At 72.9% G+C, this 15,188-nt stretch carries 16 protein-coding genes; 3 read left to right on the top strand and 13 right to left on the bottom strand.

The genetic code is table 11. The features are described from left to right. The first annotated feature begins 50 nt into the window (after nt 1–50). Entirely contained in the window at nt 51–935 is an 885-nt protein-coding gene (locus tag Prubr_RS35610) for a LysR family transcriptional regulator (RefSeq protein WP_212820034.1), read from the top strand. Here the strand turns inward: Prubr_RS35610 and Prubr_RS35615 are convergent. The 3 genes from Prubr_RS35615 to Prubr_RS35625 all read right to left on the bottom strand — a co-directional run bounded on the left by Prubr_RS35615 (nt 921) and on the right by Prubr_RS35625 (nt 3,450). Further along, on the bottom strand, nt 921–1,853 hold the full coding sequence (locus tag Prubr_RS35615; RefSeq protein WP_212820036.1) for an RNA polymerase sigma-70 factor: 933 nt from the start codon (nt 1,851–1,853) through the stop codon (nt 921–923). The two genes, Prubr_RS35610 and Prubr_RS35615, sit on opposite strands and share 15 nt — an antisense overlap. After that, nucleotides 1,850–3,049 (bottom strand): NAD(P)/FAD-dependent oxidoreductase, encoded by a 1,200-nt coding sequence (locus Prubr_RS35620; RefSeq protein WP_212820038.1) that lies wholly within the window; start codon nt 3,047–3,049, stop codon nt 1,850–1,852. The genes Prubr_RS35615 and Prubr_RS35620 overlap by 4 nt, the downstream gene beginning before the upstream one ends. 116 nt (nt 3,050–3,165) lie before the next feature. Continuing rightward, nucleotides 3,166–3,450, bottom strand: coding sequence for a hypothetical protein (locus Prubr_RS35625; protein ID WP_246568117.1), 285 nt, complete (start codon nt 3,448–3,450; stop codon nt 3,166–3,168). A gap of 533 nt (nt 3,451–3,983) precedes the next feature. Here Prubr_RS35625 and Prubr_RS35630 point away from each other — a divergent pair. Both Prubr_RS35630 and Prubr_RS35635 read left to right on the top strand, forming a co-directional pair. Beyond that, a complete protein-coding gene (locus Prubr_RS35630) occupies nt 3,984–5,552 on the top strand; it encodes a pectate lyase family protein (RefSeq protein WP_212820040.1) in 1,569 nt (522 codons plus the stop codon). Nucleotides 5,553–5,893: 341 nt separating this feature from the next. Further along, nucleotides 5,894–6,268 carry an SdpI family protein gene (locus Prubr_RS35635; RefSeq protein ID WP_212820042.1) on the top strand — a complete coding sequence of 125 codons (375 nt, stop codon included), beginning with the start codon at nt 5,894–5,896 and terminating at the stop codon, nt 6,266–6,268. Nucleotides 6,269–6,625: 357 nt separating this feature from the next. On the opposite strand, the gene Prubr_RS35640 is transcribed toward Prubr_RS35635, so the two are convergent. From Prubr_RS35640 to Prubr_RS35685, 10 genes are all read right to left on the bottom strand, one after another. Continuing rightward, nucleotides 6,626–7,240, bottom strand: coding sequence for a hypothetical protein (locus tag Prubr_RS35640; RefSeq protein WP_212820044.1), 615 nt, complete (start codon nt 7,238–7,240; stop codon nt 6,626–6,628). After that, nucleotides 7,237–8,613 (bottom strand): hypothetical protein, encoded by a 1,377-nt coding sequence (locus Prubr_RS35645; protein ID WP_212820046.1) that lies wholly within the window; start codon nt 8,611–8,613, stop codon nt 7,237–7,239. The genes Prubr_RS35640 and Prubr_RS35645 overlap by 4 nt, the downstream gene beginning before the upstream one ends. Continuing rightward, the gene (locus Prubr_RS35650) at nt 8,610–9,413 is read right to left on the bottom strand and encodes an ABC transporter ATP-binding protein (protein ID WP_212820048.1); all 804 of its coding nucleotides are present in this window, start codon (nt 9,411–9,413) and stop codon (nt 8,610–8,612) included. The genes Prubr_RS35645 and Prubr_RS35650 overlap by 4 nt, the downstream gene beginning before the upstream one ends. A gap of 119 nt (nt 9,414–9,532) precedes the next feature. Beyond that, on the bottom strand, nt 9,533–10,327 hold the full coding sequence (locus Prubr_RS35655) for a cupin domain-containing protein (protein WP_212820050.1): 795 nt from the start codon (nt 10,325–10,327) through the stop codon (nt 9,533–9,535). Beyond that, nucleotides 10,324–10,875 (bottom strand): RNA polymerase sigma factor, encoded by a 552-nt coding sequence (locus Prubr_RS35660; protein WP_212820052.1) that lies wholly within the window; start codon nt 10,873–10,875, stop codon nt 10,324–10,326. The genes Prubr_RS35655 and Prubr_RS35660 overlap by 4 nt, the downstream gene beginning before the upstream one ends. 190 nt (nt 10,876–11,065) lie before the next feature. Further along, nucleotides 11,066–11,689: an L-threonylcarbamoyladenylate synthase gene (locus tag Prubr_RS35665; protein WP_212820054.1), complete on the bottom strand. Its 624-nt coding sequence runs from the start codon at nt 11,687–11,689 to the stop codon at nt 11,066–11,068. Nucleotides 11,690–11,739: 50 nt separating this feature from the next. Next, nucleotides 11,740–12,423, bottom strand: a complete 684-nt coding sequence (locus Prubr_RS35670; protein WP_212820056.1) for an MOSC domain-containing protein — start codon at nt 12,421–12,423, stop codon at nt 11,740–11,742. 128 nt (nt 12,424–12,551) lie between these two features. Beyond that, entirely contained in the window at nt 12,552–13,196 is a 645-nt protein-coding gene (locus Prubr_RS35675; protein ID WP_212820058.1) for a hypothetical protein, read from the bottom strand. Nucleotides 13,197–13,495: 299 nt separating this feature from the next. Then, nucleotides 13,496–13,942, bottom strand: coding sequence for a carboxylesterase family protein (locus Prubr_RS35680; protein ID WP_212820060.1), 447 nt, complete (start codon nt 13,940–13,942; stop codon nt 13,496–13,498). 107 nt (nt 13,943–14,049) lie between these two features. Then, nucleotides 14,050–14,931 carry a carboxylesterase family protein gene (locus Prubr_RS35685; protein WP_212820062.1) on the bottom strand — a complete coding sequence of 294 codons (882 nt, stop codon included), beginning with the start codon at nt 14,929–14,931 and terminating at the stop codon, nt 14,050–14,052. Between the last annotated feature and the right edge of the window lie 257 nt (nt 14,932–15,188).

Below are 15,188 nucleotides of genomic sequence, written 5' to 3' on the forward strand. Positions count from 1 at the left end.
ATCGCGGGAAACTGCCGCTGCTGTTAAGCGGATCCGTACAGTCTGCGGTCATGAGTCTGCACCCGTGGCGGCTACGCCTGCTCGCCGACCTCGCGGCGCTGGGCACGATCCGGGCCGTCGCCGCACACGAGAACCTGAGCCCGTCGGCGGTCTCCCAGCAGTTGAGCGTGCTGGAGCGGGAGACCCGTACGCAACTGTTGGAGCGCACCGGGCGCCGCGTACGGCTGACCACGGCGGGGCTGATCCTGGCGCGGCGGGGCCGCGAGATCCTCGACCGGATGGACGCGGCGGAGGCCGAACTGCGCGGGCTCGGCGCCGAACCGGCGGGGCGGGTGACGCTCGCGGTGTTCCAGAGCGCCGTGCACGCCCTGGCGGTGCCGGTGGTGTCCCGGATAGCCCGGGCGCATCCCGACATCGAGGTCGTGGTGTTCGAGTTGGAGCCGCACGACAGCATGCCGGCGCTGCGCCGGGGCGACGTCGACGTCATCGTCACGACGACCGACTTCGTCGGTACGGAGCTGGACCCGGCGGTCGACCTGGTGCCGATCGGCGAGGACGAGATCATCATGGTCCTGCCCCCCGGTCACCCCGCCGCGGCGGCCGAGACCGTCGACCTGGCCACCTGCGCCGACCAGCGGTGGGCCTTCGACGTGGCCGGCTCCTACATGGCGCAGTTGGCGACCGGGCTGTGCCGGGCGGCCGGGTTCGAGCCGAGGATCGTCTGCCGGCTCAACAACTACCTGCTCACCCTGCAGCACGTGGAGGCCGGACTCTCCGTGGCGATGCTGCCCAGTCTGGCGATCGACCCCCGCTTCGAGGTCGTCACCCGTCCGCTGCGCAGTCCGGTGTCCCGCCGGATCACCGCCGCGGTCCGGCGGCACTCCACCGCACGGGCCGCCGTCGCGGTGGTGCTGGACGCCCTACGCGCCGCCTGACCGCGTCCCGACGTCGTACGTGGTGCCCCCGGCGACGGCCCGGAGCTTGTCCGGGTTGGCGACGTTGTGGATGGCGGTGATCCGGCCGTCGGCGTCGAAGTCGAAGGTGACGGTGGCGACCACCCGCCCCGGTCCGCTGAACACCAGGCCCGGCCCGCCGTTGATCCCGACCAGGGCGACGGTCATGTCGGCGGGCTCGACGCCGGCGTAGGTGACGGTGCCGATGGCGGCGAACCAGGCGGCCACCGTGCCGGCGCCCACGACCGGACGCATCGCCTGACGGACCCGGCCGCCGCCGTCGGTCCACAGCGTGACGTCCGGGGAGAGCAGTTCCATCAGGGCGTTGATGTCACCACCGGTCGCGGCGGAAAGGAACCGCTCGGTGGCGGCCCGCTGCCGCGAGCGGTCCACGGCGAAGCGCGGCCGTCGGGCCCGTACGTGCTCGCGGGCCCGGTGGGCGACCTGCCGTACGGCGGTTTCCGAACGCTCCACCGCCTCGGCGATCTCGGCATGCCGGAAGCCGAAGACCTCCTTGAGCACGAACACCGCGCGCTCCAGCGGGCTCAGGGTCTCCAGCACGACCAGCATCGCCATCGACACCGACTCGTCGACCGGGCCGGCCCCGGCGGTGTCGCCGCCGGTCAGGATGGGTTCCGGGAGCCACGGTCCCACATAGGTCTCCCGCCGGTGCCGGGCGGACCGCAACCGTTCCAGCGCCAGATTCGACACGATCCGCGTCAGGTACGCCTTCGGGTCGGCCACGTGCGCGCGGCTGGCCGCCGACCACCTGATCCAGGCGTCCTGCACCGCGTCCTCGGCGTCGGTCGCGGTGCCGAGGACGCGGTACGCCACCGCGAACAGCAGGTTGCGGTGCTGGTGGAACACCTGCTGGTCGGGGTCCGGGGACGGGTCGGTCACCGCTCCTCCCGGGTGAAGCGGCCGCCGCGGGGCCAGAACGCGCCCGAGGCGGGTGCCTTTTTCATGCGGCCGTAGGTCGGCCAGGGTGACGCGGTCACCGTCTCCTTGTACCGGGCCGCCGTCCGGCCGGTCAGGTACACCCGCCGGGGACTGTCGTCGGGGCGGGTGAACTGCACCACCGCGTCGTGCCGGCCCAGGCTCACCGGCGTGTGGTAATAGCCGAACCGGAACGGCCGGGGCCGCTTGCCGCGCAGCGCCCGGACGATCGACACGGCGGCGTGCACGCCGGTCGGCATACCGCCCTGGCAGGTGCCGTGCATGACGCCGTAGCGCTGGCGGATCGCGGCCGCGTCGCCGACGGCGTACACGTCGGGGTGCGACACCGACCGCAGCGTGGCGTCGGTGACGACGCGGCCGCGTTCGTCGACGGTCAGCCCGGCGGCGGCGGCCAGCGGCGACGTCCGCGTGCCGCACGTCCACAGGACCACGTCGGCGGCGATCCGCTCCCCGCCCGCCAGTCCGACCGCGTGGGGCAGCACCTTCACCACCTCGACCGCGCCGCACACCTCGACGCCGAGCCGGGCGAGCGCGGACCGCAGGTAGGCCCCGGCATTCGGATGCATCGCCGCGCCGGGTTCGCCACGCCCGAGCAGCACGACCGTCAACTCCGGGTACCGCTCGGCTATCTCCGCGGCCGACTCGACGCCGGTCAGGCCGGTGCCGGCGACCACCACCGTGCCGCTGCCGAGCCGGGCCAGCCGCCCGGCCAGCAGCTCGGCGTCCTGTGCGCTGTCCAGCGTGAACGCGTGGTCCTCGACACCCGGCACCGCCGCCGGGTCCGCCACCCCGCCCAGCCCGTACACCAGGGTGTCGTAGTGCAGCACCCGGTCGTCGTCGATCCGGACGGTCCGGGCGTCCGCGTCCACGGCCGTCACCCAGCCGCGTACGAACCGCGCACCCGTGCCCTCGAGCAGTTGCGGGATGCCCAGTTGGGCGACCCGCTGCCCGGTCGCCGTCATGTGCAGCCGCAGCCGCTCGGTGAACCGCTCCTGCGCGTTCACCAGCGTCACCCGTACATCGTCGCGCCGCCCGACCCGGGCCGCGAGCTGGACCGCCGCGGCCATACCCGCGTAGCCCGCCCCCAGGACCAGCACGCGATGGGGGGTCGCCGTACCGGCTTCCTGCCGTTCGCTCATGGTTCCGCCTCCTCCACGTCTTGCCGACGACCACCAGATGCGGGCGGCCGGCCGGTCCGTGACACCACGACGGTGTGACGCGCGACACGGTCGGCCCGGCGGCGGAGGCGCCCCGGTCAGCCGCGCAGAGCCGCGACCAGAGTGTCGGTGATCGCGGCGGCGATCTCGGGTGTGGTGTGGACGGTGATGCCCAGCCCTCGTACCTCGTCGAGTTGCTCGTCGTGGTCACGGACCCCGAGGATCACCAGATCCCCGTCCCGGCAGTACGGCCCGAGTCCGTCGATGTCGGCGATGTCGGGCTGTCCCCGCCCGGTGACGATCGCGGTGCCCTCACCGGCGGAGGCGCCCACCCGCTGGGCCGGGCACCGGCGACGGACCGCCGGCCATCCGACGCCCGGCACTGCAAAAAACCTGCAAACCCGAACTATTGCATTCCTGGAAATCGCTTTCCTACGATTGCGTTTCATTGATGTTTCATTCGGGAGCCGGGCGAGGACGTATCGGGCGACGTCACCAGCGGCGTGCGGGCAGTTTGGCGGTGTCCGTGCCGCGATCACAGCATGGGAGATTCTGATGAGACGCACTGAGGCGACCACTCCGGCACCTGCCATCGACTCCTGCGGCCGCCGCACAGGTGGTGCCGTCGCCACCGACACCGCCTAGCCCACCTCGGCCCACTCCACCGCCACTGTCCGTGCCGCGGCGGCTTCAGCCTGCGCAAATGACGCCGCGCGACCGTGGGCGACGGCGGAACCGGCGGTGGACGGAAGCTCCCGTCCGCGCGGCGCCGGCGCCCCGCGGGGTCGGGGCCGGGGCCGCGCCCGCCACCCGTCGGCACCGAGAAAGCACCCGATCCGGGACGGCCGCGAACCACCCGCACCGTCCCGCCGAGATGACCACGCATTCACCAACGACATTCGACGAAGGAGAGAAAATGAAACGACCAGTCGCAATGCGACTACTGGCGGCAACGGCCACGGCCGCCGTCGGAGCCGTGATCGTCGTGGCGCTGCCGAATCCCCAGGCGTCGGCGGCGACGGGCACCGTCACCGGCTACGCGACCCAGAACGGTGGGACCACCGGCGGGCGGGGCGGACAGACGGTACGGGCCACCACGGGAACCGCGATCCACGCCGCCCTGTGCAACCGGGCCAGTAGCAGCACCCCGATCATCATCCAGGTCGAGGGCACCATCAACCACGGCAACACCACCAAGGTGTCCGGCCCGAGCTGCAACACCGCCGCCGGCGTGATCGAGCTCAAGCAGATCAGCAACGTCTCGATCATCGGCGTCGGCGGCGGAGCCGTCTTCGACCAGCTCGGCATCCACATCCGCGAGGCCAGCAACATCGTCATCCAGAACGTGACCGTCCGGAACGTCAAGAAGTCGGGTTCCCCCACGTCGAACGGCGGTGACGCCATCGGCATGGAGAGCGACGTCCGCAACGTCTGGGTCGACCACGTCACCCTGGAGGCCTCGGGTGGCGAGTCGGAGGGCTTCGACGGCCTCTTCGACATGAAGGACAACGTCCAGTACGTGACCCTGTCCTACAGCATCCTGCGCAACTCCGGCCGGGGTGGCCTGATCGGGTCCAGCGAGAGCGACCGCTCGAACGGCTTCGTCACCTACCACAACAACCTGTACGAGAACATCGACTCCCGTACGCCCCTGCTGCGCGGCGGCATCTCCCACATCTACAACAACCACTACGTGAGCATCCACGAGTCCGGCATCAACTCGCGCGCCGGTGGCCGCGCCAAGGTGGAGAACAACTACTTCAAGAACGCCAAGGACGTCCTCGGCACCTTCTACACCAGCGAGCGCGGCTACTGGCAGGTCGCCGGCAACATCTTCGACAACGTGACCTGGTCGAGCCAGGGCAGCGACAACTACCCCGCCGGCCCCAACCCGCAGTCCAACACCACCGTCAGCATCCCGTACTCCTACCGGCTCGACGGGGCCAACTGCGTGCCGAACATCGTGCAACAGACGGCCGGCGCCAACAAGGGCCTGCGGGTCTCGGACGGCAACTGCACGCCGACCAACCCCACCCCGAATCCGACCAACCCGACGCCGAACCCGACCACGCCGACCCCGGGCCCGACCACGCCCACCCCGGGTCCGAGCCAGCCCAGCGGGACCAACCTCAGCCTCGGCGCCGGCGCCGACGGCTCCAGCAAGGCCAGCGGGACGAGCTACGGCAACGTGACGGACGGCAACGTCAGCTCGTACTGGTCGCCGTCCGGCTCGACCGGTGACATCTCGGTCAAGTGGGGTTCGGCCACCAGGGTGGGCCGGGTCGTCATCCGCGAGGCGTCGGGCGCCGTGGGCAACATCGGGGCCTGGCAGCTCATCAACCACGACACCGGAGCCGTCCTGACCTCGGGCACCGGGGCGGGCACCGCCACCTTCTCGGCGACCTCGTTGAAGAAGATCACCTTCCGGATCACCGGTTCGAACGGCGCTCCCCGGGTCGCCGAATTCGAGACCTACGCCGGCTGACGGCGCGGTCCCGCCGTCACCGCGGGACCGGCATCTCCCGGGTCCGCCCGGCGCTGACGGCATGACCGCCGGCCCCGACTGACCGCCCGGAACAGGGGCGGGGACCGTCCGACACGACGGTCCCCGCCCCTTCGCCGTGGCGGCTCGTCCCTCGCGCGGATCAGCGGTCGCGGAGGAATCCCGCGATGTCGGCGGCGATCTCGTCCGGCCGTTCGCCGTTGACGGCGTGCGAGGCACCCGGCAGGGAGGCCGGCTGGGAGACAGGAGCTGGCGTGCCTGCGGCGGCGACATCCGAGGATCATGGCAGAGCTGGCCCGGTCGTACGGAAAGGCGTGACAGGCGTGACTGAGCTGCTCGTGGCGAAGGTGATCCTGGCGGTCGTGATGGCGCTCTCCGGTGCGCTGATCGTCTGGGCTGCCCGGGCCACGGCGTCGGGGCGGCTGGGCCGCAACGAGGCCGTCGGCATCCGTACCGCCTCGACGCTGTCCAGCGACCAGGCGTGGCTCGCCGCCCACCGCGCCGCGCGGTCGGTGACCGAGGCCGCCGGCTGGAGCGCCGTGGCCACCGCCGTCGTGGTCCCCTTCACCCCGGGCCCGGGTCAGCTGGTGACGGTGGTGGGCATCGGAACCGCCGCCCTACTCGTCCTCGCCCTGGTCGGTGCACGCCGGGGCGTCCGGGCCGCCACCGCGCTCCCCCCGTCCGACCGGCCCTCCTGATCCGACGCCGTGCCATACGTGACGGGGCGGCGGGTGGTGATCGTCAGTTGTTCCCCTGTTGTCCGTACGGCGTGTCGAGCCGCCGGGCAGCAGATGATCACAGGTGCCCCGGCGGTTTGCCGAGGAAGGACCCTAAGGTGTCGCGGTCCACAGCGAATTCGGCGTACGCACAGCGAACTCGCTGTGGGGCGGGACAGTGGTATCCGGCCGCCGGACGGGCCGGTGGACCGGGCCGGCGCCCGGCGGTAGCGGGCGGACAAGTCCCGCCCACGGCACGAAGCCAGTCAGAGCAAGGGTCATGCCCACTACCACCGGCATCAGCTCGCCACTGATGAACCGACCCCGCCATCCCCACGGTCAGTGGTCGGGGGTCGTCTCGGCGGCGGGGCGCCGGGGGCAGCCGCGCAGCGTGTACGCGGCGAGCCCGGTCACCGCCAGGACCGTGGCGCAGACGGTGGCGGCGGTGGTGCCGGCGGGCTGGATCAGCCAGCCGGCGACCTGCATCGCCGGTTTCGTACTCGGCTCTATGAACGGCAGGAGCGAGGCGAGCGTCCAGCTCAGCGGGGCGACCCAGGACAGGGCCGCCCCGACCAGGGCGGCGCCGAGGGCGGTGAGCCCGAGCAGGCCGACCGTGTTGCGGACCACGACGGCGAGCGGCGCGAAGCGCGTGTCGGTGACCGTGGTGAGCAGCAGCGGCGCCACTATCACCGCGGCGGTGACGACCAGGTGTCCGGCCCGGCGTACCGGCCAGTTGATCGAGGCGGTGTGGTCCAGGGCGTCGTCGGCGCCGCCGAGGGTCGCGGCGAACGCCGCCACCGCGACCATCACGGTCAGGCTCACCGCCCGGGCGTCGATGGTTCCGGCGTCGGAGTAGACCAGCGCCAACACCCACACCAGCGCCGCCGTCGCGGTGGAGACGGCCAGGGCGGGCGCGACCCGCCGGGAGCGCAGATACAGCCGGAGCCACCTCACGGGATTTCCCCACGGACGATCGCCCCGAGCGCATCGGCCCGGCAGGAGAGCGCGGCGTCGCGGGCCGCCGCCATCCGCCGCTGCTGCTCGGCCTGCGGCAGCCCGACCAGGGTCCGGTACGCACTGTCCACCAGGGCCCGCTCCTCGACGTCCCACCAGTCCTCCGGGGTCGGTGGTTCGCCGGTCAGCCAGGCCGCAGCCACGGTTCGGGCGAGCACCGCGTCCCTGTCGTATGCCTGGTCGCCGCAGTCCTGCCGCCAGGCCGCCTCGAGCAGCAGCGGCAGGAAGTAGTCGCCGGAGAGGTCGGCCCGACCGTCGGATCCGATGGTCGGAGTCGCGAAGACGATCGTGTCGGCCGGATGCGGGGTCGGCGTCCGGTCCTGGCCGGCGAGTGCCCAGGACGCGACCTGCCGGTCCTCCACCGCCCGGCTGGGGGCGTCGGGTAGTTTCGCCGCCATCATCGCCAGCGCCTGCCGGGCCGGGCCGGCGACATCGGGCAGCAGGGCGGCGTGCACCCGGGCCACGCAGACCTGCAGGCCGGCGTCGTCGCAGACGAGTTCGGCCGCGCCCGGGTCGTCGGCCGCCGCCTGGTAACCACCGGTCGGCATGAGCGGCACCGCCACCGCGGCGCCGAGCACCGCGGGGAGTACGGCCAGTGCGATGCCGCGGCGGCGGGCCGCGCCCAGCAGGAGCAGCCCGGTGGTGGCGAGGGCGGCCAGCCACAGCGCCTGGGTCAGGTTGACCCGCGCCGTGACCGTCTGGAAGTCGTCCAGGCCGCCGATGTAGACCGGGGTCAGCAGCAGCGCCGCCGGTGCGGGCCGGTCGTCCACGACGGCGGAGACGGTCATCCAGTCCGGCAGCAGCGCTGCCAGCGCGACCCCGGCCACGGCGAGGGCCGGGGCGGTCACCAGCCGGGGTACGGCCCGACCGACGGCCATGCCCACCCAGGCCGCGGCGACCAGCGACAGTGCGCCGACCGCGGCGACGGCGACGGCGGCGACCGGGAAGTAGTCCGCGGTCGGCAGCACCCACCCCGCGCCGACGAGCAGGAGCAGGACGTACGCGGACACCACCGCAACCGCGAGCGCGCCGGCGGTCGGCAGGATGCGCTGCCACCGCGGCCGGCCGGTGCTGGCGAACAGCTCGTCGACCCGGTTGCGCGCGTCGCGCCGGCCCAGCCACGCCCCGCCGGCCAGGGCCAGCGGCCACAACACGAGCAACCCCGCCCGGACCGACACCGCCAGCTGCATCCAGCGTCCGGCGAACCCCTGCGTGGACGACAGGAGGGCCATCGCACCGATCACCAGCAGGAGCAGGGCGACGCCGACGGCCGCGGAGCGCCGCAGCTCGATGCGCAGGATCCGGCCCATCATGCCGACACCTGCCCGCGGTGGGCACGCAGCAGCGCCGAGTAGCCGCGTTCGGTGGCGCTGTCGCCGGCGTCGCCGGCCCCTCCCCGTTCCGCGAGCTCCCCCGTACTGCCCTGCCACACCAGCCGGCCATCGCTGACCAGCACCACGTCCGTGCAGGCCGCCGCGACGTCCTCCACCAGGTGGGTGGAGACCAGTACGCAGCTGTCCAGGCCGATGTCGCGCAGCAGTTCGCGGAAGTCGAGGCGCTGCTCCGGGTCCAGGCCGACGGTCGGCTCGTCGAGCAGCAGCACCCGCGGGTCGTTGACGATCGCCTGGGCGATGCCGGCACGACGCAGCATGCCGCCGGACAGCGTCTTCATCCGCGAGTCGGCGCGGGTGGTGAGGCCGACCCGGTCGATCGCCCGCTGCACCGCGCCGGGAATGTCGGCCTTCGGCATCTCCTTGAGCCAGGCCATGTACTCGACGAACTCCCGCACGGTGAACCGCGGGTAGAAACCGAAGTGCTGCGGCAGGTAGCCCAGGTCGTGGCGCATCCGGCGCAGATCGCCCCGGCCGGCGATGTCGACGCCGAGCACGCTCAGCCGCCCACCGGCGGGTTTCACCACCGTGGCCAGAGCCCGCATCAGCGTCGTCTTGCCGGCACCGTTAGGGCCGAGCAGCCCGTGTACGCCGGTGTCGAGCGTCAGGTCGAGCCCGTTGACCGCCAGATGCCGCCCGGCCCGGACGACGAGCTTCTCGGCGTGCACCGTCCACCCGTACGTGGTCGGTGCGGTCTCCGCCGCGCTGACGGCGCGCATCATGTCTTCTCCGTTCGTCAGTGGATGGATCCCGATCTCGACGGGTCCGGGACGTGCTGTCGGTGTCGACGCCCGGGCCCGACGCAGCGTCGGCCCGGTCGAGGGCTTTCGTGGGGCCGCGGTCAGGTGCGGCCGGCGCCGAGCCTGCGGTGGTCGGCGGCCCGGACGATCACCACGGCGACCAGCGCGACGGTGACGGCGACCCAGCCGGGCCAACTGCCGTCCGAAAGGACGACCGGGAGTTCCTCGCCGGACAGGCTCGGCACCACCACCGCCCCGGACCAGACGGCGGTCAACGCGACCGCGGCCCGGTCCACCCGCACCAGTCCACCCAGCGCCAGGCTGCCGGCGGTGAAGGCCAGGCACGGCAGGAGCCACAGGGCCGGGGAATGGCCGGTCCACCAGCCCGCCACCGCCAGGACCGGGACGACCGCCGCCAGGACCGCCAACGTACGGCGTAGCAGCAGCCACAACCCGCCGCGCGGCACGGTCGCCAGCAGCTCCCAGGCGGGGTCGGTACGCCGGCTCCACACCGCGGCCACCGGCAGCAGCGGGGCCACCGGCGCGACCAGCAGCACCAGCGACGGCAGGCTGGCGAACATCCGCTCGAAGACGACCGCGGCCACCACCAGCCCGGCCGCCACGGCCAGCCAGGGCAGGACCCGGACGGCGACACCGGTACGACGCAACCGCCGGCGGGGTGCCGGTGCCGGGCCGGCGGCGATGCCGGTCGCGATCCCGCCGGCGACCCGGTCCAACAGGTCCCGGGTCCCCGGGTCGACGGCGTCGGCCAACCGGCTCCGGCAGGTGGCGCAGGACTCCAGGTGCGCCTCGACCGCCCAGACGGTCGCGTCGTCGACGCCGTCGGCACCCGCGGCGTACCGGGAGATCAGGGCGGGCGTCGGGTGGGTGGTCATGACAGCGCCCTCCGCAGTGCGATCCGGGCCCGCCGCGCGCGGGTCTTCACGGTCCCTTCCGGCATTCCGAGCAGCACCGACGTCTCCCGCGTGGTCAGGCCGTCGAGAACCATCGCGCGCAGCACCTGGCGCAGTTCCGGCGGCAACGCCAGCAGCGCCTGTTCCAGGTCGGCGTCGATCCCGCCGGCGAGCGCCTCCTCCTCGGCCGCCGGTGCGACGGTCTCGAACGTCTGCACCGCCGGCACGCGCCGCTGCCGGGCCCGGCGGCGGAACGCGTCGACCAGCCGGTGCGCGGCGATCGTCCACAGCCAGCCCAGCGCGCTGCCCCCGGTCGAGGTGTGCGTCTGGCTGCCGGCCGACCGCCACACCACCAGGTACGTCTCCTGGAGCACGTCGGCCACCACGTCGTCGTCGGCGCAGCGCCGGCGTAACCGTACGGTCAACCAGGGCGAGGTACGCCGGTACAACTCGTCGAAGGCGCGCCGGTCGCCGCGTGCGATGCGGCGCAGCAGCGCACCCTCGTCGAGCTCTTCCAGGCTTCGTCTCACATCAGGCAAGACGATGCGTACCCCCGCCCCGGTTCTCGCCAGCCTGTGACCCCGGTCACATTCGCGCCACTGACGCCCCGGCGGCCAGCGGGTAGCGGAGTTGATCTGGGCGTCAGCCACCTTATCCACGGTGGATAAGGTGGCTGACGCCCAGATCAACAGGCCTGGCCCACAGGTCGGGTGGAGCGTGTCACTGGGCGAACCGGGCCGGGTCGCCCGCGCCGACCCGGACGATCTGGGGCTCGCCCTCGGAGAAGTCGACGACGGTGGTCGGTACGGTGCCGCAGTCGCCGGAGTCGACGACGGCGTCGATCGCGTGGTCGAGGCGTTCCTTGATCTCCCAGCCCTGGGTCATCGGCTCGTCGTCGCCGGGCAGGATGAGGGTGCTCGACAGCAGGGGCTCGCCGAGTTCGTCGAGCAGCGCCTGGACGACCGGGTGGTCGGGGATCCGGACCCCGACCGTCTTCTTGCGCGGGTGCAGCAGCCGGCGCGGCACCTCCTTCGTCGCCGGCAGGATGAACGTGTAGCTGCCGGGGGTGGCCGACTTCACCGCGCGGAACACCGCGTTGCCGAGGTGGACGAACTGGCCGAGCTGCGCGAAGTCGCGGCAGACCAGGGTGAGGTGGTGACCGCTGTCGAGGCGGCGGATCTCCCTGATCCGGTCCATGCCGTCCTTGTTGCCCAGCCGGCAGCCCAGGGCGAAGCAGGAGTCCGTCGGGTAGGCGATCAGGCCGTCCCGGCGGACCAGGTCGGCGACCTGCCCCATCGTGCGGGGCTGCGGGTCGTCGGGGTGCACGTCGAAGTACTTCGCCATGAGCGGAAGCTTAGGCGGCCCGCCCCGCCGGGGACGGCGGTCGTCGGGAGTCAGTCGATCAGGTGGGCCCGGTCTCCGACGCGGACCTCACCGGGTGTCTCGACGGCGGCGTACACGCCGAGGGCGTTGCCCAGTTCGCGGGCGACCCAGCGCAGCACGGCACGGTCGTGGGGGACGCTCGGGGTCTCCTTGGTGATCATCACGCACCGGTCGCACGGTTCGGTGACGCGCAACCGCAGCGTCCCGATCGCGATGTGGCGGCCGATCCAACCGTGTTCGGGATAACCGACGGCGCCGTCGTCCGGCACGCCGTCGAGCACCAGGTTGGGCCGGAACCGGGAGACGTCCACCGCACTGTCCGGCAGCGCCGCGGCGAGACTGCGCAGCGTGGTCGTGCTCATCACGTGCAGCGCGCCCTCGGGCCGGTGCGGCCCGTGCCCGGCCAGCGTGACGTCGGCCCCGACCGCGGCGCTGAGCCGGCCGGCGGCGTCCGGCGCGTCGGAACGGAACCGCTGCCCGTCGGGCAGGATCAGTTCGGCCACGCCCGGGCCGGCGGTGACCGCCCGCACCCGCATGAGCGCCGGAACCGCCCCGGCCCAGGTGACCTCGTCCCGTTCGTCACGTACGGCGATGCGCCGGTCGCCGTCGATCCCGGCCGCGCCGACCGTGACGGCGTCCAGCCGCTCACCACCCACCGACTTCACCGGATACCGCCACAACTGGTCGACCCGCATCGCCGCCCCTCCCGTCCCGCCGGTCCGGCGACCGAAACCGGCGCCGCCACAAGCTTCCTACGCGGAGCGGGATCGGGACAGACGTCGGGGGAGGCGCGCCGACCGTGGTCACGCGTCTCCCCCGACGGTCACCCGCCGGCGGGCGCGGGTCCGTTGTCGACCAGCCGGAAGCTGCTCTCCGGCTGCGCGTGCCCCAACTCCTCCAGGATCAGACCGTGCTGCGCCGAGGTACGCAGGTACGCCCCACCACTGCTGATCAGGAAGGTCTCCGCGTCACCACCCTCGGCGGCGGTGACGGTGAACTGCTGGCGCGGCTCGTCGGGCTTGCAGTCGGCCCCCTCGACCACCAGCGGCCGGGAGTTGCCCGGGTTGAGCACCTGCCAGCAGACCGGCTTGGTGCCGGAGCCGCGACCGCCGCCGTAGTACGCCTTGATCAGGTACGTCTCGCCGTTCGGCGTCGGCACGAAGAGCTGCCGTCCGCTGTCGTCGACGGTCTCGGCCAGCCGGCCTTCGTCGGTCAGCGACAGCCCCGACTCGAACGACTGGACCCGTACGATCGTGACCTGGCGCTCGCCGGACAGGACAGCGGGCGTGGCGGTCGACGTCGGGCCGGACGGCGACGCGGAGGTGTCCGTCGGGACGGCGTCCGCGGAGGTCGGCGGGCCGGACGTCGGCGTACCCGAGGCATCGGTGGTCGGGCCCGCTCCGCACGCCCCGACCGCCCCTGTCATGACCACCAACCCCACGCAGGCGACCCATCTCCTCATCGACATGTCCACTCCTCCCCTTTCGTGACCCGCCCGGCCGGCCGGAGACCGCCACACCGGTCCGCGATCCTGGCATCGACCGACATACCCACACCGGACGTGGACATGCGGACGACCTCCACCGCTTCCACAACCGACACCTGCCCGGTCCACAGAGGACGATAACCGGCGTGGTCGCCGCCGCGTCGGCGGGCGCGGACCCGGACCCGCGCGACCTGACGGTGTCCCGGGTGCGGAGCAACCGCGAAACGTGCGACGGATGCCACCGCGCCGCACCGGCCGGGGTGGGGACGCCGTGCCCGGGACTACGCCGCCGGTGGGACCGCCGGCCAGATCCGGCGGGATTCCAGGAGCGGGTAGGCGACGTCGGACACCGGGACGTTCCACAACCGGGTCGTACCGGATCGGCCGTCGAAGCGCGGCCAGCCGGGATCGCCGGTGGTCGCGAAGGAGGTCCAGGCTGTCCGGATCCGGTGGGACAGGTCGGCGAAGTCCGGCGGCGGCGGGGCGCCGAGGAAGCGGGTCGCGAGCGGCGACGCGGCGTTGCCGAAGACCAGCGGGACGTCGAGGATGTGGCAGGCACCGAGGCGGGGCCCCTGCCAGGTGAGGTCGTAGAGCCAGGTGCGGCCGCCGGCGGCGGCGTGCGCCTCGGCCACCCAGGTGGTCGGCATCCGGAAGAGCGCGTCCGACATCATCACGGTGAGCAGTTCGGGGTCGGTGCTGCTCGGATACGCCGTGCGGTAGTCGGTCACGGCCCGCCCGGGTAGCCGCAGCGCGGCGGCGGCAGCCGCCAGGTCGATCGCGGCCGGCGGGATCGCCGCGGTGTAGAGGCGGGCTTCCTCGTGGGTGAATCCGCAGATCAGATCGATGTCCCGGCCGGCGCCGTCGCGAAGTTGCCGCCACGGGGCCCGGCGACCAGGTCGTCGTCGACGACCGGGGTGAAGGCGCTGCCGCCGGTGGTCGGGTCCGGCAGGGGCGCGTCCTGGTGCCGCAGGATCTCCTCGGGCGGCAGCCCGGCGAGGTCGGTCCAGGTCGCGGCGACGCCGGCCGCCTCGGCCAGGACGGCGGTGGCCCGCCGCGCCTCGGCGTGGGACAGGTAGGCGTTGGGGATGCTCTGCGCGATCGCGCGGCGGAACAGGCCACGGGCGGCCGGTGCCGTCATCAGCAGTGCGATCGAGGCGGCGCCGGCGGACTGTCCGAAGACGGTGACGTTGGCCGGATCGCCGCCGAACCCGTCGATGTTGTCCCGCACCCATTCCAGCGCCGCGATCTGGTCGCGCAGGCCGCGGTTGTCGGGTACGCCGGGGATGTGGCCGAAGCCTTCGAACCCGATGCGGTAGTTGAAGGTGACGACGACGACGACCCCGGCGCCGGCCAGCACCGTGGCGTCGAAGTCCGGGCGGCCGGCCGAGCCGTGTCTGAATGCGCCGCCGTGGAACCACACCATGACCGGCAGTCCGGCCGTCCCGGGGTCCGGCGTCCACACGTTGACCGACAGGCAGTCCGGCCCGTCGCCGGGGTGCCAGGCCGAGGGCGCACCCGGCCCCGGGGCGAGTTGCGGCGGTGCGGCACCGAACGAGTTCGCGTCCCGGATGCCGTCCCAACCGGCCACGGGAACGGGTGGCCGGAACCGCAGTGGCCCGGTCGGCGCGGCGGCGTACGGAATGCCCCGGAAGCTGGCGACCCCGTCCCGGGACGTTCCACGTACCTTCCCGGCGCGGAGCGCGGCTGTCACATCCACGTGGTCCCCGTTCCCCGTCGTCGCGCCGACCCGGTGATCGTAGTGCCACGCGACAAGCAACCGACCACCGTCGGTAACCGCCGGGTCCCACGATCGGGTCGGATTCACCGGTGTCCCCGCCCCCGGCTCCTTCGTACCGGCCCTGGTCAGCCAGGCGCGAACGGCGACTTTTGGCCATTTCCCACAACAGAAGCCGTCTGGCGTGCAGTGTTTGCGACATGGCGCCGCCAGCCGGGAGGCGGAAGGGTGAAAGACTG

Origin of the sequence: Polymorphospora rubra (genome assembly GCF_018324255.1) — a bacterium.
Lineage (GTDB): Bacteria > Actinomycetota > Actinomycetes > Mycobacteriales > Micromonosporaceae > Polymorphospora > Polymorphospora rubra.

Bases quoted from the DNA above. Each gene is read 5' to 3' on its own strand.
- Prubr_RS35610 (WP_212820034.1), top strand. From the start codon at position 51: ATGAGTCTGCACCCGTGGCGGCTACGCCTGCTCGCCGACCTCGCGGCG.
- Prubr_RS35620 (WP_212820038.1), bottom strand. From the start codon at position 3,049: ATGAGCGAACGGCAGGAAGCCGGTACGGCGACCCCCCATCGCGTGCTG.
- Prubr_RS35630 (WP_212820040.1), top strand. From the start codon at position 3,984: ATGAAACGACCAGTCGCAATGCGACTACTGGCGGCAACGGCCACGGCC.
- Prubr_RS35645 (WP_212820046.1), bottom strand. From the start codon at position 8,613: ATGATGGGCCGGATCCTGCGCATCGAGCTGCGGCGCTCCGCGGCCGTC.
- Prubr_RS35650 (WP_212820048.1), bottom strand. From the start codon at position 9,413: ATGATGCGCGCCGTCAGCGCGGCGGAGACCGCACCGACCACGTACGGG.
- Prubr_RS35655 (WP_212820050.1), bottom strand. From the start codon at position 10,327: ATGACCACCCACCCGACGCCCGCCCTGATCTCCCGGTACGCCGCGGGT.
- Prubr_RS35665 (WP_212820054.1), bottom strand. From the start codon at position 11,689: ATGGCGAAGTACTTCGACGTGCACCCCGACGACCCGCAGCCCCGCACG.
- Prubr_RS35670 (WP_212820056.1), bottom strand. From the start codon at position 12,423: ATGCGGGTCGACCAGTTGTGGCGGTATCCGGTGAAGTCGGTGGGTGGT.
- Prubr_RS35675 (WP_212820058.1), bottom strand. From the start codon at position 13,196: ATGTCGATGAGGAGATGGGTCGCCTGCGTGGGGTTGGTGGTCATGACA.